Annotated in this window: 18 protein-coding genes; 5 read left to right on the top strand and 13 right to left on the bottom strand. The window is 71.2% G+C overall.

Features of this window, described 5'->3' with window-relative positions:
• Positions 1-7: 7 nt before the first annotated feature.
• The gene (locus ACFY0D_RS00195) at positions 8-3,175 is read right to left on the bottom strand and encodes a BTAD domain-containing putative transcriptional regulator (RefSeq protein WP_390796213.1); all 3,168 of its coding nucleotides are present in this window, start codon (positions 3,173-3,175) and stop codon (positions 8-10) included.
• Positions 3,176-3,388: 213 nt separating this feature from the next.
• On the opposite strand from ACFY0D_RS00195, the gene ACFY0D_RS00190 reads away from it, so the two are divergent.
• Entirely contained in the window at positions 3,389-4,867 is a 1,479-nt protein-coding gene (locus ACFY0D_RS00190) for an NB-ARC domain-containing protein (protein WP_390796212.1), read from the top strand.
• A 25-nt stretch (positions 4,868-4,892) separates the two neighbouring features.
• On the opposite strand, the gene ACFY0D_RS00185 is transcribed toward ACFY0D_RS00190, so the two are convergent.
• From ACFY0D_RS00185 to ACFY0D_RS00130, 12 genes are read right to left on the bottom strand one after another with little or no spacing between them, the layout of a single operon-like run.
• Positions 4,893-5,870, bottom strand: a complete 978-nt coding sequence (locus ACFY0D_RS00185) for an MmcQ/YjbR family DNA-binding protein (protein WP_390796211.1) — start codon at positions 5,868-5,870, stop codon at positions 4,893-4,895.
• A gap of 29 nt (positions 5,871-5,899) precedes the next feature.
• A complete protein-coding gene (locus ACFY0D_RS00180; protein WP_390796210.1) occupies positions 5,900-7,045 on the bottom strand; it encodes an NAD(P)/FAD-dependent oxidoreductase in 1,146 nt (381 codons plus the stop codon).
• 36 nt (positions 7,046-7,081) lie between these two features.
• A complete protein-coding gene (locus ACFY0D_RS00175) occupies positions 7,082-8,344 on the bottom strand; it encodes an ATP-grasp domain-containing protein (protein ID WP_390796209.1) in 1,263 nt (420 codons plus the stop codon).
• Positions 8,345-8,349: 5 nt separating this feature from the next.
• On the bottom strand, positions 8,350-8,853 hold the full coding sequence (locus ACFY0D_RS00170; protein ID WP_189738080.1) for a YbaK/EbsC family protein: 504 nt from the start codon (positions 8,851-8,853) through the stop codon (positions 8,350-8,352).
• Positions 8,853-10,631, bottom strand: coding sequence for an ABC transporter substrate-binding protein (locus ACFY0D_RS00165; RefSeq protein WP_390796208.1), 1,779 nt, complete (start codon positions 10,629-10,631; stop codon positions 8,853-8,855). The genes ACFY0D_RS00170 and ACFY0D_RS00165 overlap by 1 nt, the downstream gene beginning before the upstream one ends.
• On the bottom strand, positions 10,628-10,963 hold the full coding sequence (locus tag ACFY0D_RS00160; RefSeq protein ID WP_189738075.1) for a hypothetical protein: 336 nt from the start codon (positions 10,961-10,963) through the stop codon (positions 10,628-10,630). The genes ACFY0D_RS00165 and ACFY0D_RS00160 overlap by 4 nt, the downstream gene beginning before the upstream one ends.
• Positions 10,960-11,784: a dimethylargininase gene (ddaH, locus tag ACFY0D_RS00155; RefSeq protein WP_390796207.1), complete on the bottom strand. Its 825-nt coding sequence runs from the start codon at positions 11,782-11,784 to the stop codon at positions 10,960-10,962. Before ddaH (ACFY0D_RS00155) ends, ACFY0D_RS00160 begins: the two co-directional genes overlap by 4 nt.
• On the bottom strand, positions 11,777-13,030 hold the full coding sequence (locus tag ACFY0D_RS00150) for an ATP-grasp domain-containing protein (protein ID WP_390796206.1): 1,254 nt from the start codon (positions 13,028-13,030) through the stop codon (positions 11,777-11,779). The genes ddaH (ACFY0D_RS00155) and ACFY0D_RS00150 overlap by 8 nt, the downstream gene beginning before the upstream one ends.
• Positions 13,031-13,045: 15 nt before the next feature.
• Positions 13,046-14,359, bottom strand: a complete 1,314-nt coding sequence (locus ACFY0D_RS00145) for an MFS transporter (RefSeq protein WP_390796205.1) — start codon at positions 14,357-14,359, stop codon at positions 13,046-13,048.
• A gap of 15 nt (positions 14,360-14,374) precedes the next feature.
• Complete coding sequence (locus ACFY0D_RS00140; RefSeq protein WP_390796204.1) at positions 14,375-15,994, bottom strand: class I tRNA ligase family protein; 1,620 nt, start codon at positions 15,992-15,994, stop codon at positions 14,375-14,377.
• Positions 15,991-16,359 (bottom strand): cupin domain-containing protein, encoded by a 369-nt coding sequence (locus ACFY0D_RS00135; protein ID WP_030714028.1) that lies wholly within the window; start codon positions 16,357-16,359, stop codon positions 15,991-15,993. Before ACFY0D_RS00135 ends, ACFY0D_RS00140 begins: the two co-directional genes overlap by 4 nt.
• A 54-nt stretch (positions 16,360-16,413) precedes the next feature.
• The gene (locus tag ACFY0D_RS00130; RefSeq protein WP_390796203.1) at positions 16,414-17,724 is read right to left on the bottom strand and encodes a SidA/IucD/PvdA family monooxygenase; all 1,311 of its coding nucleotides are present in this window, start codon (positions 17,722-17,724) and stop codon (positions 16,414-16,416) included.
• Between the two features lie 318 nt (positions 17,725-18,042).
• On the opposite strand from ACFY0D_RS00130, the gene ddaH (ACFY0D_RS00125) reads away from it, so the two are divergent.
• From ddaH (ACFY0D_RS00125) to ACFY0D_RS00110, 4 genes are all read left to right on the top strand, one after another.
• Complete coding sequence (ddaH, locus tag ACFY0D_RS00125; RefSeq protein WP_030008802.1) at positions 18,043-18,909, top strand: dimethylargininase; 867 nt, start codon at positions 18,043-18,045, stop codon at positions 18,907-18,909.
• 107 nt (positions 18,910-19,016) lie between these two features.
• Positions 19,017-19,571 carry a methylated-DNA--[protein]-cysteine S-methyltransferase gene (locus ACFY0D_RS00120; RefSeq protein WP_390796202.1) on the top strand — a complete coding sequence of 185 codons (555 nt, stop codon included), beginning with the start codon at positions 19,017-19,019 and terminating at the stop codon, positions 19,569-19,571.
• A gap of 32 nt (positions 19,572-19,603) precedes the next feature.
• Positions 19,604-20,359 carry a 2OG-Fe(II) oxygenase gene (locus ACFY0D_RS00115; protein ID WP_390796201.1) on the top strand — a complete coding sequence of 252 codons (756 nt, stop codon included), beginning with the start codon at positions 19,604-19,606 and terminating at the stop codon, positions 20,357-20,359.
• A gap of 282 nt (positions 20,360-20,641) precedes the next feature.
• The gene (locus ACFY0D_RS00110) at positions 20,642-21,727 is read left to right on the top strand and encodes a 50S ribosomal protein L11 methyltransferase (protein ID WP_390796200.1); all 1,086 of its coding nucleotides are present in this window, start codon (positions 20,642-20,644) and stop codon (positions 21,725-21,727) included.
• The last annotated feature ends 74 nt before the right edge of the window (positions 21,728-21,801 follow it).

Below are 21,801 nucleotides of genomic sequence, written 5' to 3'. Positions count from 1 at the left end.
TCCGCGCTCAGTACCTGCGGCGGTGCGCCGGCAGGCCCATGAAATCGGACAGCTCCTCGGCGGCCGCCCGGTGTCCGGCAGCGGCCACGGCGTCACCGAGTGCCTCGGCCGCCAAGGCGAGGCCGACCAGCGCGGACGCCTCCTCCGCCCGGAAGCTCATCGGCGCCGCGATCTTGTGGGCGTGGCCGTGCAGCGCGAGCGCGACCTCGTGCTCCCCCCACAGCAGGTGGAGCTGGCCCAGGACGTTCTCGACCTTCGCGAGCCGGATCGGGGCCCCGCTCGTGCGCCCGAGCACCAGGGAGCGCTCGGCGAAGGCACGCGCCTGCACCATGTCGCCCCGCTCGTGCGCGATCTGGGCGGACAGTGCCAGCACCAGGGCGACGTCCCCCGGCGACCTGGTCTCGTCGCACAGGTCCCGGGCCCGCCTGAGGCTGGCGTCCGCCTCCGCGAACTCGCCGAGGCCCACCTGGGCGAAGGCCAGATCGGTCAGGGCCACGATCTCGTTGCTGCGGTAGCCGAGGTCACGGTCGATCTCGATCGCCCGGCGGGCGACCTCCGCCGCTTCCGGGAAGCGGCCCCACCGCTCGTACAGCGTGCTGAGGATGGTCAGGCTCTCCGACTCCGCACGCGGATTGCCCAGTTCCTGGGCCATGGAGACGGACCGCTCCACCAGCGGTAAGGCCTCCTTGTACCTGCCGAGCATCGACATCAGCAGCCCGATGGTCGATTCGCTGTTCGCCTCGGTGTGCCGGTCCCCGGCCCGGATCGCCGTGTCGCGCGCCTCCGTGGCCACCTCCAGCCCCTCCTCGAAGCGGCCCAGCTTCCAGCAGGCGGCGCCCAGGTTGGCCAGGCTGATGCCGAGGAGCGCGGGATCGTCGAGCCGGCGGGCTGCGGCCACCGCGAGGTGCCCGACACTCCAGAACTCGTCGAGCTGTCCGTGCGTGTGCAGGTGGAAGCCGACGTTGCGGCTCAGGCAGGCCGCGTACCGGTCGTGGCCGCACCGCTCGGCCAGGGACACGGCCGCGAGCAGCCCGGCCTGTTCCCGGTCGAACCAGCTCAGGGCCTGCTCGGTGTCCCGGAAGGACGGCCGTTCGCCCTGGTACGGCGGGATACCGGTGGGGCGGCGTTCACGGCTGGGGAACAGCACCTCGCAGGCGGCGTCCGAGGTCGTCAGGTAGTAGCCGAGCAGCCGCTCGACCGCCGCCGCGTCGTCGTCCGCCGTCGCCGGGCCCCGCAGGCTCTGCGCGAAACTGCGCACCAGGTCGTGGAAGGTGTAGAGGCCGATGTCGGGCTGCTGGACCAGGTGGACGTCGAGCAGGAACTCCAGGGCGTCCTCGGCGTCGCGGACGGCGGTGCCGAGGAGCGCCGCCGCCGAGTGGACGTCCGTCCCGGCGCACGGGTAGAGGCTGAGGATGCGGAACGCGGTCCGGTATTCCTCGTCCATCGCCAGGTACGACAGACGCAGGGTCGCAGCGACGCTGCGTTCTCCCGAACTCAGCTCGTCCATCCGGCGTTTCTCGTCGCGCAGCCGCTCGACCAGATAACGCACCGTCCAGCGCGGCCTGTTGCGCAGCCGGGCGGTCGCGATCCGCAGCGCCAGCGGCAGGTGCCCGCACAGCTCGGCCAGTTCGGCGGAGGCCGCCGGCTCGGCGGCCACCCGGGTGGTGCCGAGGGTCTCCGCCATCAGGCTGGTGCTGTCCTCGGGCTCCATCATCCCGATGGACACCCACTCGACGCCGTCGAGGTCCAGCAGCCGCCCGCGGCTGGTGATCAGGGCGAGACAGCCGGGCGAGGCCGGCAGCAGGGGCCTGATCTGCGCCGCGTCGACCGCGTTGTCGAACAGGAGCAGCATCCGCCGGCCGTCCAGCTTCGACCGCCACAGGGCGGTGCGCCCCTCCAGGTCCTCGGGAATCCGGTCGCCCGGAGTACCGAGGGTCCGCAGCAGACCGTCGAGCGCGGCAGTGGGCGTCACGGGCTCGCGGCCCGGGGTGAATCCGTGCAGGTCGATGTGGAGCTGCCCGTCGGGATACCGCCCGGCCAGCCGGTGCGCGGCGCGCACGGCCAGGGTGGTCTTGCCCATGCCGCCCATGCCGTCGATGGCCACGATCCGGGCGTACCGCTCGCCGCCCCGGCCCTCGTCCTGCACGTAGTCGAAGAGCTCGGCCAGCTCCTTGGCACGGCCGGTGAAGTCGGGCAGGTCGTACGGCAGGGTGCACGGGGCGTCGGCCGGCGCGACGCGCGTTCCCGGCTCCCCTTCCCGGTCCGGTTCCGTGCGGGCCGGGGCCTCGGGGGCCGCGCCCTCGGACACCGCGGGCGCGGGAACGGCCGGTTCGGGTGCCGGCTCCACCGGGGCCGCCGGCCCGGGCACCGGACGTACGGGCGCCGCGGTCACGGGCGCCGGCCGTTCGGGCGCGGCCAGTTCGGGGCTGTCCCGCAGGATCGCCTCGTACAGCCTGGCCAGCCGGGGGCCCGGGTCGATCCCGAGCTCGTCCACGAGCAGCTCGCGGACCTCTCCGTACTCCTTGAGCGCCTCGGCCTGACGCCCGGAGCGGTACAGGGCGAGCATCAGCTGGCCGCGCAGCGTCTCCCGCAGCGGGTGCTGGGTGATCAAGGCCCGCAGGCCCGAGATGAGCTCACCGCTCTCGCCCAGTGCGAGGCTCAGGTCGAAGAACTGCTCGGCGGCGGCCAGCCGGCGCTCCTCCAGCGCGATCGCCGCCGCCTCGATCACCGGTCCGCCGGTACCGGACAGGACCGATCCCCGCCACAGTGCGAGGGCGGACCGCAGGGCCTCGGCGGCCTCGGACCGCCCGCCTTCCCGCAGGGCCTGGCCCGCCGCCTTGGTGAGGGCGTCGAACTCCAGGAGGTCGACCTGGTCGTCCGCCACCACCACGCGGTACCCCGGACCGTCGGTGGCGATCACCTCGGTGCCGGTGGGTATGCGCCGCCGCAGGTCGGCGACGGCCTTGCGGACCTGGTGCGCCGCGGTCACCGGCGGGTCCTTCTCCCAGGTCGCCTCTACGAGGCGGGCCACGGGCACCACCCGGCCGGCTTCGAGCAGCAGGACACACAGGACCCGTTCCTGAATCGCTCCCCCCAGCCTCAGCCGTACCTCGCCGAACCATCCCTCAAGCGATCCGAGCACGTTGAAGCGCAGCCTGCCCCCCGCAGGTTCCACGCTTCGTCTTTCCCCGGATTCCGCATCCGCCCCCGGCATCGGACATCCACCCCCAAATGAACAAGACCCCTGGCCAGGTCATGTCAGCCGGATCATAGGGGTTACCCCTAGCAGGCGGTAAGCATCCGGTAGCAGATCAGGAAGGGCGACACGGACAGTTCATGGGCGGCCCGGAGCAGGCAGCACACGGAGCGAACACCGAAGGAGCAGGCTGTGGGAAGACTGGAGAGACCACTGGCCCCCGATGCCGGACCAGTCACCGCGTTCGCCCGGGAGTTGCGCAGGCTGCGGACCGCGGCCGGCAGTCCCGGCTACCGCGACATGGCCACCCGGGCCATGTTCTCCGCGTCCGTGCTCTCCGACGCGGCCGCCGGCTACCGCCTCCCGACCCTTCAGGTGGCCCTCGCCTTCGCCGAGGCCTGCGGTGGTGACCGCGCCACCTGGGAGCGCCGCTGGCACGAGGCGGCACGGGCCGACGGGGACGACGGAACCGCCCGTCCGGCGGTCAAAGCCGTGCAGCAGCACCAGGAGAACGAGCTGCGAGCGGCCGACGTACGCGCCGTGCTGCCGCCCCCGTCACAGCTGCCGATGGAGGCTCATCCCCTGGTGGGACGGCGTGAGCTGCTCCAGCGGGCCCGGGCTCTGACCGCTCCCTCGTACGGCGGGCAGCGCCCCGCGGCGCCCTTGGTGATCAGCGGTCAGGTGGGCGTGGGCAAGACGGCCTTCGCCCTGCGGCTCGCCCACGAACTGGCCGTGAACCTGCCCGACGGGCAGCTCTACGCGAACCTCGACCCGGCCGCCGACGGCCGCAAGGACGCCGCCGGGATCGCGGGCGGTTTCCTGGAGGCGCTCGGTATCCCCACCGACCGGATCCCGAACGATCCCGGTCAGAGAATTGGCCTGTACCGGTCGCTCCTGAACCGGCGGCGGCTGCTCGTGGTGCTGGACGGCGTACAGCACGAGCGGCAGATCCGGGAACTTCTCATCGCGGCGCCCGAGAGCCGCATCATCATCACCAGCCGATCGCGGCTACTGGGCCTCGACGGAATTGGCCGGATCCGGCTCCCCGCACTGGACCGCGACGAGTCGATGGAGCTGCTCGCGCAGCTTCTCGGCGGCGACCGGGTCGGTACCGAGCCGCGCGCCTGCCTGCGCCTCGCCGACGCCTGCGGGGACCTGCCGCTGGCGCTCAACCTGGCCGGCCGGCGCATCGCGGCCCGCCCCGAGTGGATGCTCCAGGACTCCGTGTCCGAGCTGCTCGGGGACGGGCCGGGCGGCCACGACGGGCGCGACGGGCAGCGGGCACCCGGCCGCTTCCTGGGCCGGCTGCAGATCGGGGACGATGCGCTGACCAACCGCCTCGACAGCGCCTACCGGCTGCTGACCCCGTGGGCACGGCTGATGCTGCGCCAGTTCGCCGGCTCCGACAACCCGCCCTCCGTGGACAACGTGGTGTACGAGTCCGCGGACGCGCTCGCCATGCTGGTCGAGCGGTCCGCCCAGCCGGTGGAAGACCTCCTCGAACGGCTCCTCGACGCGGGTCTGCTCGACCACTCCGACCTGCCGGGGCAGTACGGACTGACGCCGATGGCCCGGGCGTACGCGCTGACGCAGCCGGACCCCACGGAGGAGGACCCGGCGCCCGCGCCCGCGGTTGCGCGGGGCCAGGCGCACGCGCGGCAGTCGGGGTAGGCCCGGCCCGGGAGGCTCCCGGCGATCAGGCCGCGTGGGTGATCGTGACGTAGAGGTGCTCGTCGAGGATCTTGGCGAGGGACACCCCGGGCCGGCCGATCTCGGCGCACAGGGCCGCCTCGCCGAGACCGCCGCCCTCCTCCAGTGCCGCACGCGCCCAGCTCCGGCCGAGCTCCAGGTGACGTGCGAAGGCGGCCCCGTCCCGGACCCCGTGCAGCCGCTGTGCGATGGCCGCGTCCCACGGCATGACCGAGTCGGGCCGCAGTGCGTACAGCGCCTTGGCCGCGGCGGTCGGGCCGAGGCTGCGGCGGCCGATCGGCAGCGCCGCCAGCTCCTCGTAGGCGGCGGCGAACCGGGAGATCTCGCGCGGGGTGAGCCGGGCCAGTGGTGCGTGCGCCAGGGTGTGCCGCTCCCACCATGCGGCGAGCCCCGCGCCGAAGGTGTCGGGCTCGCCCTCGCGCGGGTAACGGATGCGGCAGCCCCAGGAGTTCAGCCAGCGGTGCAGGGCGGTGCGGTGCGCGGCGAGCGAGAGGTCGAGGGCGTGGCCGGTCTCCTCGCGCAGTGCCTGCCAGCTCCGGTCCACGCCCGCGAAGCCGTTGAACACCTCTGCCGAGGACCGCAGTTCGGCGAGGGACGGGGCGGGCGGGAGCGGCGGCGCGGCCGGCGGATCCAGGTGGGCGCGGGCGACCTTCGCGGGCACCACCATCCGCCAGGCCTCGGTGACCAGCTCCGTCAGCTCCTTGTGGTCGAGGGCCCCGAGGTGGGCCTCGGCCCAGTTGAAGCGCAGATCGGACTCCCGGGGCAGGAAGAACTTCTCCGGTTCGGCGGCGACGAGCGCCGCCCGTTCCTCCTTGGGGAAGGCGAAGCCCAGTTCGCTCTCGTCCCGGGAGAGGGCGAGGTAGACGATGCCGCCGATCCGGAACTTCACCCGGTCCCGGATCAGGTGCTCCTCGGTCCTCGGCAGGCTCATCGCGAGCTTCCGTACGTCGTCCACCGTTGCCACGGCCCGCTCCTTGCGCATCCGGCCGCCGCTCACAGTCCCGCGAGCTGCGGGGTGTGGACGTCCAGCGGTGGCCCGTCGAGCGCACCGAGGCCGATCAGCGACGGAGTCCTGCCGATCAGCCGGTCGGCCAGCGACCGCGCGATGAGCGGCGCGAACTTGAAGGATGTGCCACCGCAGGCCGCGTACGCGAATCCCGCGCCGCCCAGGGCGACCAGCAGCGGGCCGCCGGTCGGTGAGAAGGCCGAGTAGTAGGCGTCCTTGGCCGCCGTGACCCAGGCCGGGCCGAAGCCGGGGAGGATGTCCCCGAACTCCTTCTCCAGCCTGCGCTGCCAGTACGGGTCGGTGGCGTAGTCGCTGATCGCGTCCACCACCCGGCAGGCGGTGGCCGAGGTCAGCTTGAGGGCCGTGCCCGCCACCGGCGGGATCAGCCAGGCTCCGCCCGCCGTGCCGAGGGCCGGGATGGCCGGAGTGGCCGCCCAGGCCTGCGACTGCTGCCGGGGCACCCGGCAGTAGAGGAGGGACTGCCGGTACAGGGTGAGCTGCTCGGAGATGCTCTGCGGCAGCAGGTCCCGGGACCAGGGGCCCACGGCCACCAGGACCGCGTCGCTGCGCAGCACCCGCCCGTCCACCAGCCGTACGCTGCCGCTCTCGCCGTCGACGGCGGTCACGGCCCGGTGCTCGATCAGCTCGATGCCCCGCTGCCACTTCAGCCAGCCGACGCAGGCGGCGAGGACCCGTTCGGCGAGCAGTACGCCCGCCTCGTCCTCCAGTACCGCGCCGAGGCCGCCGCCCACGTGCAGGTGCGGATAGCGGTCGGCCAGGCCGGCCGCCGTCAGTTCCCTGGCGTGGCCGCCCGCGTCGGCGAGCATCGCCGCCGCGTCGGCCGCGGCCGCGGGCGGCAGGACGGTGAGAGAGCCGACCTGCTCGTAGAACCGCGTCAGGAACAGTTCCTCCAGTTCGACCCAGCGGCGGTGCGCGCGCAGTGCGGCCGCCGTGGTCCGCGGGTCCGACGGGTGCAGGGCCCGCAGGATCCGGTGCTGGTCGAAAGAGGTGGCTCTGCTGTGCGGGATGGGGCCTTGGTCCACGACCGTGACCTTGTGTCCGTCGAGCACGCACTCGACCGCCGTGAGCAGGGCGATCACTCCGCCGCCCACTACCGTCACCCTCGTCGACATCACACACCTCCCTTCAGTTTTCGCATGGCCGACGGGTCAGCTGTCGAGGACGATCGTGGTCAGTGCGGCCGCCTTGGCGAGGGACTCCTCGCAGCTCGGGAAGTCGTCTCCGGCGCAGATCAGGTTGGCGTACCGGCTGAGATAGCCCTCGGGCGGCAGCAGCAGCGTCACCCCGGGCGCCACCATCACGTTCGTCTCCAGCAGCCCCGGTACGTCCGAGGGGGCGGGTACGTCGACCGAGCGGACGGTGCCGTTCTCCGGCGGGTACAGGAAGCGGATCCCCACGGTGCGGGACTCGGCCGGTGTCCACTCGGGGCGGACGCCGGCGGCCACTTCGGCGGCCAGCTCCCCGGGCTCCACGCCGGTGGCGAGGCTGCCGAGGTAGGGAATGAGGTCGCCGCCGAGGCGGGCGTTCACCTCGATGATCACCGGGCCGCGGGTGGTGAGCTTCACCTCGGTGTGCGTGATCCCGTAGCCGATGCCCAGTTCCCGGTGGGCGTCCCGGAGGATGCCGAGCAGCTCCTCGTCGGCGAGCAGCGGGTCGGTGGCGCTGACCACGTGGCCGGTCTCCTCGAAGTAGGGCGCGAGGCCCACTTCCTTGTGCGCGAGGAAGAGCGGGGTCCAGGCGCCGTCGAAGACCACTCCGTCGATGCTGATCTCGGGGCCCATGACGCACTCCTCGACCAGCACCCCGCCCTCGTAGTCGCTGTTCCCGCCGTGGCTGGCGGAGTCGGCGACCTCGAAGGCCGCGCGGATCCCGTCCGGGGCGTCGACCCGGATGACGCCGATGCTCGCGCCCATGCCGCGGGGCTTGAGGACGACCGGGTAGCCGAAGGAGTCGGCCGTGGCCAGGGCCGTTTCCGCGTCGGTCACGTAGGCGAAGTGCGGCTGGGGCAGTCCGGCGGCGGTCAGCAGCTGCCGGGTGTTGTGCTTGTTGCGGCAGTTGTCGGCGCCGCGGGAGGTCAGGCCCGGCAGTCCGAGCCGCTCGGCTATCAGGGCGGTGGTCACCACGAGCGTCTCGTCGTAGCTGAACACGCCGACCACGCGGTGCTCGGCGGCCACCGCCTCGGCGGCCTTGATCAGGCCGTCCGTGTCGGGCACCAGGCGGGCGCGGTCGAGCAGTTCCACCGTGGTGGAGCCGAGCACGTACTGCTCCTGCCAGGTGGGGTCCACCGCGTCCAGGATCCAGATCGGGCGGCGCCGGGCGGCGCCGGCGAGCAGGTACTCGCGGTAGGCGCGCTGACCGCTGCCGACCAGGATCACCACGCCGTCATCGGTCGGGCTGGTGTCGTCAGTCATCTTCGTCACCTCGCGGAGTGGGTCAGGACCCGGTCGCCGGCCGTCGCGATCGCCGCGAGCTGCGGCTGGGCGATGGCCAGGTAGTCGGGGGTGGACAGGGCCACGGAGCGGTCCAGGCGGGCCGCGTTGAAATAGATCTCTTCGGTGAGGATCAGGCCCTCGTCGACGACGAGGTGCAGATCGGGGTGGAAGCTGAGCGGCATCACCGTGCCGCAGACGCTGCCGGCCAGGCGCTCGGCGATCTCGGGCGTGGCGAACGCCGTCCGCCCGCCGCCGAACAGGGCGCCGACCGCCTCCAGGTCGACCTGCCGGTCACCGGGAACCACCGCGAGCACGTACTTGCCGACCCGCTTGGTGATGCTCACGCGGACGACGATGCACTTGGCGGCCTGCTCCAGCGGGTGGCCGCGCAGGACGCTCGCCAGGTCGGTCCGGCCCTCGGCCACGTGGTCGATCAGCCGGTAGCGGGCCTGATTGCTGTCGAGGAGGCCGATCAGCCGCTGATACATCAGAGCACCTCGCCGACGTAGTGCCAGTCCTCGGGGTTGATCAGTCCGAAGGGGTTGATCGGAGCCACGCCCTTCAGGTTGTTGGCCACTTCCAGCAGGCGGAAGGGGAAGTTCGGCATCCAGATGACCGGGACCTGCTGCGCGATGTAGTCCTGGTAGGCGTACAGGTCCTCCAGGTCGTCGCTGACCACGGTGCGGGCGATCAGCTCGTCCGCCTTCGGGTCGCTGTAGCTGCCGAAGTTCACCGAGGAGCCGGTCGAGTAGAGCGCCTCGCCGGTCGGGTAGAAGCCTGGTCCGTAACCCCAGCCGCCGTTCCAGTCGCTGAACTCCCACAGGCAGGGGCTGTCGGGGCCCGGGGTGCAGGTGGTGTCCTCCAGGACCAGGACGCTCGCCTCGACCTCGGTCAGCACGATCTCGATGCCCGCCTCGGCGGCGTCGGCGGCGAACTTGCGCATGACCGCGGTCAGGGTCTCGTGCCCCTGGGCGTACCGCATCGAGAACCGCAGCGGGGTGCCGGCCGGGATGCCCTCGCCCGCCTCCCCGGGGCCGGTGCCCTCGCGGACGCAACGGGCCGGGGTGGTGCTGGTGTCCCAGCCGTTCCCGGTCAGGAAGGCACGGGCCTTCGCGACGTCGAAGGGGTACGGGTCCTCGTGTGCGGCGGGTGAGAGCAGCGGGCTGTCCGGCAGGGCCGGGATGGGCCCGGTGGTCGGGTAGCCGTAGCCCTTGTAGACGTCGCGGATGGCGCCCCGGGAGTCGAGGCAGGACTGCAGGGCCTGGCGGAAGTAGAGCTGCTTGAAGATCTTTCCGGCGACGGTGGGGTTGTTGAAGTTGATCGGGAAGTAGTGGATTTTGTAAGTGAGCTGGGGGACGAGGTCGTAGTGCTCGCCGAGCGGGTTGGGCCCGCCGGCCAGCAGGTCCTCGGCCGGCTCGGTGACCTCGTCGAAGGGCAGGAAGCCGATCTGCACCCCGTCCAGGGCCTCGGGGCCGCGGCGCAGCATCTCGTACTGCTCGGTGTCCGAGCCGGTGGGGATCAGGCGGAACTCGTCCAGGTAGGGCTTGTTGGGGCCGGAGTAGCTCTCGTTGGGCACCAGGACGCATTCGCCCGAGGTGCCGTCGATCGTGTAACTGCTCAGCTTCCAGGGTCCGTTGACCACACTCCAGACGGGGCTGGTGTCCCAGCTCTTGCGCTCGTCGTTGCAGGCCCGCAGGTAGGCGTAGACCGCGGAGGCCTGCGCCGGGTCGTGGGTGGCGTCCGCCGGCCGGTCGTCGGCGGTGCGGTCCCAGGCCTTCGGCAGCGGGGTGATGGTGCTGAACTGGTTCATCAGCACCCAGTTGTGCGAGTAGGCGCGGTCGAAGGTGAAGCTGACCTTGTCCTCGGCGACCTTCTCGTAGCCGGTCAGGTTGTCCGGGAAGAAGCCCGGTGTGTACCCGCCGAAGCTGTCCTTCTCGGCCTCCAGGAGGTGCATCCACAGCATCACGTTGTCGGCGTCGACCGTCTCGCCGTTCGACCACTTGTAGGGCTTGACCGTGATCGTCGCCGTGCGGCCGTCCTCGCTCCACTCGGGGGGCTCGGCGAGGCTGCGCTCGTAGTCGACCGTCGGCTGGCCGCCGGTGCCGTACCAGTACAGCGGCCGGTACATCAGCGTCTGGAACTCGTGCAGGTTGGCCACCCCGTAGTACTCGCCCGGGGTGAAGGGGAAGATGAAGACCGGGCTGAAGCCGCTGGTGCAGGCCCAGGTCACGCTGCCCCCGCGGAGCGGGGTGGTGGGCGGGGTCATGTCCTTACCTCCTCCAGTGCGGATTCACCGCTGTCCGAGTGGGCTCCGTAGCGCTCCCAGCGCTCGTTGAGCCGGATCCGTCCGTCGTCCAGGAATTCGGGGGTGCTCCAGCACCGTCCTGCGACCACCTCGCCGTCCGCGAGGACCATCGTGTAGGCGAATTCGAGGTTCCCGTCGGGCTCCACGCGCCCGTTCAGCGAGCCCCTGCGGACGGGGCCTCCGTCGAAGTCGGCCCAGAGCAGGTCGCCGTCCTGGCGGTAGTGGCCGACGGGGGCGTCCTCGCCCGCCGGGTAACCGGTGTTGCGGAAACTTCTGCCGTCGTAATCGATCACGGGCGTCGTATCTCCTGAGTGATGCATTTGACCGCGCCACCGGCCTTCAGCAGTTCGGACATGTCCACGCCGTGCACCTCGAAGCCGCGTTCGCGCAGCTCACCGATCAGGTGCGTGGCGGTCTCCGTCACCACCACGTTCAGTCCGTCGCTCACCGCGTTCAGACCGAAGGCATCGGCGTCCTCGCGGGTGGCGAGGATCGCGTCCGGGTACAGCTGACGCAGCGCGTCCCGGCTCTCTTCGGAGAAGGCGGCGGGGTAGTACGCCACCAGGTCCTCGTCGAGGACGAACAGCGCGGTGTCCAGGTGGTAGAAGCGGGGGTCGGTCAGGGTCAGGCCGACCACCGGCAGGCCGAAGAACGCGCGGAGCTCCTCGTGCGCGCCGGGGTCGCTGCGGAATCCCGCGCCGGCCAGGATCCGCCGGCCGGCGGGGGCGAAGTCGCCCTCGCCCTCGTTGACGTACTGCGGGACGTGGAGGTCGGTGTAGCCGCGGGCTTCGAACCAGGCCCGGTGGGCGTCGGCCTCGGCCGCCCGCTCCTGGTGGCGGAACCTGGCGAGCAGCACCTTGCCGTCGACCACGGTGGCGCCGTTGGCGGAGAACACCATGTCCGGCAGGCCCGGGACCGGGTCGATGTAGGACACCTCGTGTCCGAACCCGAGGTAGAGGTCCCGGATCCGCTCCCACTGGGCCAGCGCCAGGTCGGCGTCCATGGGCTTCTCGGGGTTCATCCACGGGTTGATCGCGTAGGTCACCTCGAAGTGGGTCGGCCGGCACATCAGGTAGTGCCGCCTGGTGGCCGTGCGCCGCGGGGTCTCAGCCATGCTCCGGCCTCATCTCGGTGCGGATCCGGCCGGCCGCGACGTGCGCGGTGGTCAGCGCCTCCGTCAGGGAGGTGCCGGTGGCGCCGATGAAACCGAGGATGTTGTTGCCCGCCGGCGGGCGCTTGATGACGGTCCCCGCCGCGGCCGTGATCTTGAGGAAGAACAGCGCGGGGTCCTCGGCGACCTCGGTCGGCACCTCGATGGACTCGACCGTTCCCGCCCCGCTGATCAGGCACATCGCGGCGGTGTGCACACCGGTCGGCGCGTAGTGGGAGACGTCGGGCCGGATGCCGCGCGCCACGTCCGCCACGCACCGGATGGGGTCGTGGCCGGCGCTGATCCGCGCCATGTGGTCGAGACCGCCGCCGCCGGGACGGATCGCTATCTCCAGGATGAAGGGCTTGCCCTGGTGGAACCTCACCTCGGCGTGCAGCACGGACCGGCGCAGACCCTGGGCGTGCGCCGCGTCCCGGACCACCTCGTGGACCGCGGCGATCTGCTCGGGGGTCAGGGAGCTCGGCGCGTGGTGGACGTCGTCGTCGAAGGTCCCGCTCTCGACGGTGATCCGGTCCACGATGGAGCCGAGGTACACCTCGTCCTCCCAGGCCAGCGCCTCGATGAGGTGCTCGTGGCCGTCGAGGTAGCCCTCGACGATGATCCCGTTCGGGCCGAGGTCCAGTCCGTCGGCCTCCATCAGGGCCCAGGTCATGGTCTCGATGCCCGAGGTGGCGTCCGCGAAGCGGGCCCGCATCTCCTCGGGGTCGTCGACCTTGAACACGAAGTTGCTGGCGGCGCCCAGGGTGGGCTTGAGGATCAGCGGGTAGCCGAGCTCCTCACCGGCCGCGAGGGCGGCCTCGACGCCGGGGGCGTACCGGAAGCCGGGGTGCGCCGCGCTGCCGCGCTCGTGGGCCTGGCGCATCAGCAGCTTGTTGCGGCTGGTCCGGGCGGCTTCGAAGCCGATGCTCGGCAGTCCGAGCGCCTCGGCGACGACCGCCACCGTGACGACCCCGGATTCCGAGAAGGTCAGGACCCCCTCGAACTCCTCCTCCGCGTGCCAGATCTTGGCGGCGGTGACGATGTCCTCGATCTGCTTGGAGCCGGCGATCCGGTAGCGCTCCGCGTCCCAGAAGTCCTCGGTTCCTATGCCGTTGAGTACGTGGACCTCGGCCCCGAGGGCCTCGATCTGCCGGTAGCGCGAGATGTAGTAGGTGGCGTTCTGGCTGGCCTCGATGGCGAGCAGCTTCATCTGTGCTTCTCCCCCTCAGACCTTGGCCGGGACGGGCTCGGCGGCTTCGGTGACCTCGGCGGTCCCTGCGGTTCCGGCGGCCGGCTCGGACACGATCTCGGCGGCGGCGGCCTCGGCGGCGGCGACCTCACGGTCGTGCTTGCGGAGCGAGATGACGGTGAGGGTGGCGATGACGACGACCAGGACGGAGAGGGCGTAGAAGCCGTTCTTCACGTTGGTGGAGTCGACGAGGAGCGAGATCAGGACGACGGCGGTGGTGCCGGCCGCGAGGCCGAAGGCGTTGGTGGCGCCGAAGACGAAGCCCGTCTTCTCCTCGGGCGCCGCGCTCATCAGGGCGGTACGGGCCGAGATGCGGGCCACGCAGAAGGCGATGGCGGCGAAGGGGATGACGGCCATCATCGCGTAGAGGTGGACGGACTCCAGGGACAGGAGCACCGCGAAGGCGAGGTAGCCGATCAGGGCCGTCTTCAGCACGGTGGCCTTGGAGCTGATCTTCTTGAAGGCCCAGGCCGCGAACAGCGCACCGATGCCGAACAGGGCGTCGACGATGCCGAGGTAGCCGGCGTTGGACTTGAAGCCCTCGATCACCAGGACCAGCATGATGCTGTTGCCGACGATGATGACGATGTTGCCGATGATGTAGAGCAGCGCGAGACGGGCCAGCGGCGGGCGGGAGCCGGTCGCGGCGGCCTTGGCGGCGGCGGCGGCCTTGGCAGCGGCCTCCGGGGCGCTGGTGCCCTGGCCGGCCGGGCGACGGCCGATGAAGAACAGCAGGACGGCGGAGAGCAGGAACGTGATCGCGTTGAAGTAGAAGAGCGACGTGGTGCCGACCCAGACGATCACCCAGCCGCCGAGGGCGGCCGAGGCGAGCGTGCCGCCCTGGATGGCGATCTCGGCGTTGCCGTTGAACTGGGCGAGCCGGGACTCCGGGATGCGCTCCTTGATCAGGGCGTTGCTGGCCGGGAAGAAGAGGGCCGCGGAGATCGACAGGACGAAGCTGGCGACGTAGCTGACGGTCGAGGGGTTGCCGCCGAGGGCCAGCCAGACCGGCAGGCCGATCGCGGCGGCCGCGCTGGCCAGGTCGGAGATCATCGCCAGGGTGCGGCGGTCGAAGCGGTCGGCGAGCTTGCCGAAGAAGAGGGACAGCGCCACCTGCGGGATGGTGACGGCGATCATCAGCCAGCTGACCGCGAGCATGGTGTTGGCCTCGGTGAAGACCAGGTACGAGGCGGCGGTGAGCTGGATGCCGTTGCCGAGGTTGGTGATGAAGGTCGCGGGGATGAGCAGTCGTTCTGCCCGATTGGGACGGGGCGGGGCGATCGTGGACACAGTGCTCCTCGGAGGTCAGGCTCGGATGTCGGCCGGCTCGGCCACGGGCGCGAAGGCCCCGACCGCGGTCGACAGGAGGGGGAGTCGCAGCGGAGCGACGGGGTCGGCCGGGAAGGCACCGGCCGGCAGGCTCAGATCGGCGCCGGCCCGCTCGGCACGGGCCGCGAGGTCGACGAGCAGCGGAGCGGCGCACGCGGTCAGCGTCCGGACGGCGAGGACCAGGTCGCCGAGGTCGCTCGGGACGTCCGCCGCCACGCGGTCCGCCTGCTTCAGCAGCCGGTCGAGGTGGACGACGATCAGGTCCGCGGCCCGGTGGAGGCTGAAGCTCTCCAGCTCGTAGTGGGAGCGGAACCGCTCGACGACGATCCCCGCCTCCTGGGCACCGGTCTCGGAGACCGGCAGCAGCGCGTCCGCCGGAACGCCGGCGAGCAGCGCGTCCAGCCGGCCCGCGAGGTGGTTCCACGGATCGACCAGCCGGGAGCTCGACAGGCTGTCGAGCGCCTCACGGCTGAAGTTCGTCCGGGAGTGCTCCGGCGCCGTCAGCGCCAGGTAGAAGCGCACCAGGTCACGCGGTACCTCGGCCACCAGATCGGCGGCCCACACCACGTGGCCTTTGCTTGTGGAGAACTTCTGGTTCTCCAGTTCGTAGAACTCGTTCGACACGATGGCGTGCGGCTCGACGTACCGGTCGCCGTGCGCCATCAGCAGGGCCAGGTGCGTCATGCCCCAGAAGTAGACGTTGTCGAAGCCGAGGAAGTACACGAGGTCGATGCCGTGCTCGGACAGCCAGTGCTCGTCGAAGCGGTCGGTGTGCTCACCGAGCTGCTCGGCCGCGTACCAGGTGCAGTACATCGAGGCGGCCATGCCCTCGGCCCAGGCGTTGAGGACCTGGCCCGGCGTCTCGGTGAACGGCGCCGGGATGCCCCACGCGGTCGGGTACGTGATCGGGAAGTCCGGCAGCGGGCGGTCCAGCGCCTCCCGGACGAGCTGCGCGGTGTGCGGGCGCAGCACGTCCCGGTGGCGGACGTAGTAGTCGGCGAGCCGGTCGCGGTACTCCTCCATCGGCAGCACGAGGATCTGCGCCTCGCGGTGCGTGACCACGGCGTCCGGGTCGACGGTGGAGCGCGGACGCAGCAGTTCGTCGAAGTTGTTGGGGTGGCCGCAGGACTCGCACAGTCCGCCGCGGCTCTCCACGAGGCACACCGGGCAGTCGCCGGCGACCAGGCCCTCCATCAGGTACTCGCCGGTGGCCTCGACGTACGGCAGCAGCACCGTCTTGAGCCGGAAGGCCCCCTCGCTGTGGAGGTCGGTGACGAAGTCGATGACCGTCTGCCGGTAGCCCTTGTCGAAGGGGGCGAAGCCGTCGACGGAGACGCCGGCCGCCTCCAGGGTGGCGCGGATCTGCGTGGCGGAGCGCAGGGCCAGCTCCTCCGGGGTCAGACCGGCGCGGGCGGCGCTGGCCACCACGTAGGTCTGGCTGTCGTCGGTACCGCTGGTGAAGATCACCGGCCGGTCCGACGCCCGCAGGTAGCGTGCGTACACGTCGCCCGCCAGGTAGGGGCCCGCCAGGTGCCCGGTGTGCAGGTCCCCGTTCGGGGTCGGCGGCGGCGCGATGATGACCGTACGGCGTGTCATGCCTGGGCTCCTTCGTGGCGAGCTGCGAACCGCTGTGTCATGTCGAGGTCCCACCAGACGCTGTACATCTCGAAGTCCTCGTCGGACTCGTTGATCACCCGGTGGTCGGAGCCCGGGGTGAAGTGCACGATGTCCCCGGTCGTGAAGGGCTTGCGGACGCCCTGCGACTCCAGGACGGCGGTGCCGGCGACGGCGATGAAGATCTCGTACTCGTGGTGGGCGTGGGCGGTCGATGCGGTGCCGGGGCGGATCACGCACCAGGACCCCTCGAACGGGGCGTTGAGCTCGGGCCAGGGCAGCAGCCGCTGCGCGTCGAGGCCGTTCTCGTGCGTCAGTCCTTCGCGGTCGAGTGGCTGGGTGAGCATGTGCTTCGGTCTCTCCTCGTCAGGCGGGTACGGCTCGTGAGGGGTGCGCGGGTCTCAGACCGCGCCGGCGAGCGCGAGTTCGCGCGGGGCCGGGGCCTCCGCGGAACGGTTGCCGCGGTGCGCCAGGATGTCCTGGGTGATCTCGGCGGAGCGGCCCGCGAGCACGCTGAGCAGCGAGTCGGCGATGCCGTGCGTGGCCTCGTTGACGCCCTGCAGGTAGCAGGCGGCGGTCCCGGGGCGGCCGAGGTCGAGCCGGTAGTTGCGGCTCACGTTGATCTCCTCGACACCGATCGACTCCGCGAGGGCCTTGACCGCCCACGGCATCTCGCGGACGAAGCCGGTGCCCAGGAGCACCAGGTCCGTGCGCATCTCCCGCTCGGCTCCCGACTTGCGGTCGACGAGGGTCAGGACCACCTCGTCGCCGTCCATGCGGGCGCCGGTCACGTCCGTCATGGCGTGCATGCCCAGGCGCTCCTGGCCGGAACGGCGGTCCTGGTAGAACTGCCGGTACAGACCGTCGAGCGTGGCGGGGGAGAGACCGCCGTAGTTGGAGCGGTACATCTCGCCGAGGAGCTGCTGACGGGCCTCGGGCGAGGAGCCGTAGAACTCGTCGATGAAGGACGTGTAATAGAGCTCGTTGGTGAACTTGCTGCTCTCGTAACCGTTCAGACCGATGGAGCGCATGATCATCGTCGGCTTGCACTCGGGCAGGTCCCGCAGCGCGGCGCCGAACAGCTCGGCCGCGCTCTGCGCGCCGCCGATCACCGCGACGCGGTGCGGCAGGTCGGCCCGCACCTCGGCGATGCGCTGCGTGTACTGGGTGCTGTGGATGACGCGCTCGGCCGGCAGACCGTCGAACACGGCGGGGACGTGGGCGTCACGGCCCGCACCGATCACGAGGTAGCGGCAGCCGATGGTGTCGCCGTCGGCCAGGGTGACCAGCCAGCCGGCGACCTCGCCGTCGTCGCCCGTCACCGCCTCGACGCCGGAGCATTCACGGCCGTATTCGACCTGCACCGTCTCCAGTTCATTGGCGACCCACTGCAGGTACTCGGATATCTCGCTGCGGTAAGGAACGAAACTCGCCAGGTTGACGAAAGCGTCGAGACGTTCCTGCGAGTGAAGGAAATTGACGAAGGAAAATCTGCTGCACGGATTGCGCATGGTGACCAGGTCCTTGAGGAAGGACACCTGGCTGAGCGCGTCGGGCAGCAGCATGCCGCGCTGCCACACGATGTCCTGCTCGCGCTCGATCAGCAGGGTGTCACCGGCCAGCTCGGGTGCGAGCTCCTCGACGGCGACCGCCAGCGCCAGGTTCGCCGGGCCTGCGCCGACTGCGAGCAGTTCGACATTGCGATGCGCCATGGAAGTACCTCCAGATGGAACAGGTGGACAGGTTCGTACGGTCAGGCAGGACGGTTCGCGTCCTTGCGTTGCCTCCCGGGTGATGACCACATTCCATGGCGTCGCCCGATTGCCCGGAAGCCGTCTCGGCCACGGACAATCAACTCGGCGGCGGCCCTCGCGGGCGCGTTGATTGGCCGGTGTCCACGATTACTTCCGGTCAACTCCGGGCCCCATTTCCATGGGGTCTTGTGATCAGTTGCGTCACACGCATCCGGCTGGCCGAACCATCCCTCGGGCAGCCGGGCTTCCATCGAAACCCCATGAGAAGGAGCCCTCGTGCCGCTCACCGAGCCCATCACCCCTGCCGGCGCGCTCTACCGTTCCGAGAGCCCCACACGGGTCGCCACGCGCCGACGTCTGCTGATGTGCCGTCCCCGGCACTACGACGTCACGTACTCGATCAACCCGTGGATGAACCCGCAGCACGCCACGGACAACGCGCTCGCCGTCAGCCAGTGGGAGGGCCTGCGCGACCTGTATCTCGAACTCGGCCACGTGGTCGAGGAGATAGACCCCATCGAGGGCCTGCCCGACATGGTGTTCGCGGCCAACGGCGCCACCGTCGTCGACGGCAAGGTCTACGGGGCCCGGTTCCGGCACGCGGAGCGCACCGCCGAAGGGCCCGCGTACCTGCGGTGGCTGGAGGGCCGCGGCTACACGGACACGCTGTGGCCCGAATTCGTCAACGAGGGCGAGGGTGACATCCTCACCGTCGGCCGCCGCCTGCTGGCCGGTACCGGCTTCCGCACGGACCCGCGTTCCCACGCGGAGGCCCAGGAGTTCTTCGGCCTCCCGGTCACCTCGCTGACCCTGGTGAACCCGGAGTACTACCACCTGGACACCGCGCTCTCCGTGCTGTCCGAGGACGAGGTCATGTACTACCCGGCCGCCTTCTCCCAGGGCAGCCAGGCCGTACTGCGCGCCATGTTCCCCACGGCGATCCTGGCCACCGCCGAGGACGCGGCCGTCTTCGGCCTCAACGCCTTCTCCGACGGCCGCCACGTGCTCCTGCCCGCCGCGGCCACCGGCCTGCACGCCAAGCTGCGGGCGCGCGGCTTCGAGCCGATCGGGGTCGAGCTCTCCGAACTGCTCAAGGCCGGCGGCAGCGTCAAGTGCTGCACGCTGGAACTGCGCGATCGCTGACCGCGCAACCCTTTCGGCGGCGACGGTGTTTCTACCGTCGCCGCACGGCCCTGGCGGTGGGCCGGGTCGTGACGAACGAAGATCATGACGAACGAAGGAGTCCCGCCATGCCGACCCCCGGTCCGCTCAGCGGCAGCACCGCCACGGTGGAGATCCATCCCACGGCCTTGGGGCCGCTCGTGCTGGCGGCGACGGACGACGCGCTCGTGCTGTGCTGCTACGGCACCACCGAGGAAGCCGCGGAACGCCTGGGCCGGGCCGGACTGCGCCCGGCCGGACCGGGGGAGGCGGGCGCACCGGGACACAAGGTCCTGGACGAGGCCCGGGAACAGATCGACGCGTACCTGGCCGGGACGCGCCGGGACTTCACCGTCGCGACGGACCTGCGGCTCGCCACCCCGTTCAGCCGGCGCACCAACCTGATGCTGGCCGGGTTCGTCCCGTACGGGCGCACCGCGACCTACGCGGAACTCGCCCGGGCGCTGGAGCGGCCCGGCGCCGCGCGTGCCGTCGGCACGGCGCTGGGAGCGAATCCGCTGTGCGTGGTGCTGCCCTGCCACCGGATCATCGGCTCCACGGGCAGTCTCAGCGGCTACGCGGGAGGGCTGGAGGCCAAGCGCCATCTGCTCGCCCTCGAAGCCGCGGCCGCGCCGGCCGCCTGAATCCGCCCTCCCCGCCGCAGAAAGCAGAGCATGTGAGCGCGTACGAGCCGTCCCAGCTCCCCGGCCTCGAACTGCCCGGCCCGGTCTTCGCCCCCTCCGCACCCGGAACCCTCGACTGGACGCAGCTGGCCGCGGAACTGAACACCGAGGGGGTGGCGGTGACCCCGCCGCTGCTGTCGGCCGAGCAGTGTGCGGAGCTGCGGGACCTCTTCGACCACCCCACGGCCTTCCGCAGCACCGTGACCATGGCGCGGCACCGCTTCGGCGAGGGCCTCTACCGCTACTTCGCCTACCCGCTGCCCGAGCTCGTCCAGGACCTGAGGGAGCGGCTGTACCCGCCGCTCGCCCTGATCGCCAACGACTGGGCGCGGCGTCTGGGGCAGCCGTCCTTCGCCCCCGACCACGAGGGGCTGGTCGAGGCGTGCGGGGCCGCCGGGCAGCACCGCCCGACCCCGCTCCTGCTCCGGTACGGGCGGGGCGGCTACAACTGCCTGCACCAGGACGTCTACGGTGACCTGACCTTCCCGCTCCAGGTGGCGATCATGCTCGACCGCCCGGACGAGGACTTCACCGGCGGGGAGAGCGTGTTCGTCGAACAGCGCCCGCGCGCCCAGTCCCGCCCGCTCGTCAGACGGCCGACCCAGGGCCAGGGCCTGATCTTCACGGTCGACCACCGCCCGGTGCGCTCGGTGCGCGGCTGGAGCCGGGTGACGCTGCGGCACGGCGTGAGCGCCGTCCTCAGCGGGCAGCGCCACGTACTGGGCGTCATCTTCCACGACGCGCGCTAGGAGTGGTCGGGTGTCTATACCGGGAGGCGGCGGAATCAACCGGTCCGAGGACCCGGTTTCTGCCGCCCCGGTCCAGCGGACCGGCGGAACCCGCGGTTCCCGCGGGTCAGCGCCCCGTACGGCACGCCCACCCCCGGCAGAACCGCCGCTCGCGCTGGAGTTCCGCTGAAGTTCCGCCCCACCGGGCTTCCGTACGGTCGCCTTGCGACGGAGCGCCGATCTTGACGAGCCGTCGTGCACCACGGCTGATCGGGCGGTCCAACGTGAGGAGCGGTGGCGAACATGCAGCACGTCCAGGGCGCACAGGTCGCGACATCAGGGCACGATCCCGGACCCGACGGTCCGAGCCTGTCGGTCAACAGCTCTCAACACCGGCTCATCACCGCGTCCCTGCAATCGCTGGCGCAGGAGATGAACGACATCGCCGAGCAGGCGTCCGCACTGCTCACCACCCCGGCGGGCCGTCCGTCGACCGACTCCGAGGTCTTCACCCGGATCGCCCGCAGAACCGTTCCCCGCTGGCACTTCGCGATGCTGAACGACACCGAGCGCAATGACGCCCTGGCCGGCGCCCTGGCTCGTGGCATCCCGGCCGGAGCGACCGTGCTGGACATCGGCTCGGGGAGCGGGCTGCTCGCCATGGCGGCGGCCCGGGCGGGCGCGGCACGCGTCATCACCTGCGAGATGAATCCGCTGCTCGCGGAGGTGGCCCGGCAGGTCATCGACGCCCACGGCTTCAGCGACGTCATCACGGTGATCGGAAAGCCGTCGACCTCGCTGGAGACCGGCCGTGACCTCGACGGCCCGGTGGACGTACTGGTCTCGGAGATCGTCGACTGCGGGCTGATCGGCGAGGGCCTGCTGCCGTCGATCCGGCACGCGCGCCGGCATCTGCTGAAGCCCGGCGGGATCATGTTCCCCTCCGCGGCCCGGATCCTCGGCCGGCTGGTCAGCAGCGAGGACATCCTGCGGCTCAACCAGGTCACGACGGCCGGCGGCTTCGACGTCTCGCTGATGAACACGCTCTCCACCCGGGGCCACCTCCCGGTGCGCCTGAGCACCTGGCCCCACCGGTTCCTGTCCGAGACCGCCACGGTCGTGGAGTTCGACCTGGCCGAGGACCCCCTGGAGCCGGGCGAACGCCAGGTCGACCTGACCGCGAGCACCGACGGGGAGGCGCACGCCCTCGTCGTCTGGTTCGAGCTGGACATGGCGGCCGGCACCACGCTGACCAACTCCCCGGAGAACACCCGGTCGCACTGGATGCAGGGCTGGGTCCCGCTGGAGAAGTCCGTCCAGGTGAAGGCGGGCGAGAGCGTCCCGCTCCGGCTCCGGTGGAGCGACTTCTCGCTCAGCGTGCACGTCTGACGTCCGACCGACACCGCCGGCGGACCCACCCCGCGCCGCCGGCCGTACCTCCTGCGCATCCGGACCAAGGAGAA

It is taken from the genome of Streptomyces sp. NPDC001502, assembly GCF_042894785.1.
Classification (GTDB): Bacteria; Actinomycetota; Actinomycetes; order Streptomycetales; family Streptomycetaceae; genus Streptomyces; species Streptomyces kutzneri.
The sequence above is the reverse complement of the archived record's forward strand: the minus strand, read 5'-3'. Positions and strand labels throughout refer to the sequence as shown.

What these genes read in the sequence shown, in the direction of transcription:
- ACFY0D_RS00150 (WP_390796206.1), bottom strand. Translation starts at nt 13,030, where the DNA reads ATGAAGCTGCTCGCCATCGAGGCCAGCCAGAACGCCACCTACTACATC.
- ACFY0D_RS00120 (WP_390796202.1), top strand. Translation starts at nt 19,017, where the DNA reads ATGCCGACCCCCGGTCCGCTCAGCGGCAGCACCGCCACGGTGGAGATC.
- ACFY0D_RS00135 (WP_030714028.1), bottom strand. Translation starts at nt 16,359, where the DNA reads ATGCTCACCCAGCCACTCGACCGCGAAGGACTGACGCACGAGAACGGC.
- ACFY0D_RS00110 (WP_390796200.1), top strand. Translation starts at nt 20,642, where the DNA reads ATGCAGCACGTCCAGGGCGCACAGGTCGCGACATCAGGGCACGATCCC.
- ddaH (WP_390796207.1), bottom strand. Translation starts at nt 11,784, where the DNA reads ATGGCTGAGACCCCGCGGCGCACGGCCACCAGGCGGCACTACCTGATG.
- ACFY0D_RS00170 (WP_189738080.1), bottom strand. Translation starts at nt 8,853, where the DNA reads ATGTATCAGCGGCTGATCGGCCTCCTCGACAGCAATCAGGCCCGCTAC.
- ACFY0D_RS00180 (WP_390796210.1), bottom strand. Translation starts at nt 7,045, where the DNA reads ATGTCGACGAGGGTGACGGTAGTGGGCGGCGGAGTGATCGCCCTGCTC.
- ACFY0D_RS00130 (WP_390796203.1), bottom strand. Translation starts at nt 17,724, where the DNA reads ATGGCGCATCGCAATGTCGAACTGCTCGCAGTCGGCGCAGGCCCGGCG.
- ACFY0D_RS00165 (WP_390796208.1), bottom strand. Translation starts at nt 10,631, where the DNA reads ATGACCCCGCCCACCACCCCGCTCCGCGGGGGCAGCGTGACCTGGGCC.
- ACFY0D_RS00140 (WP_390796204.1), bottom strand. Translation starts at nt 15,994, where the DNA reads ATGACACGCCGTACGGTCATCATCGCGCCGCCGCCGACCCCGAACGGG.
- ACFY0D_RS00175 (WP_390796209.1), bottom strand. Translation starts at nt 8,344, where the DNA reads ATGACTGACGACACCAGCCCGACCGATGACGGCGTGGTGATCCTGGTC.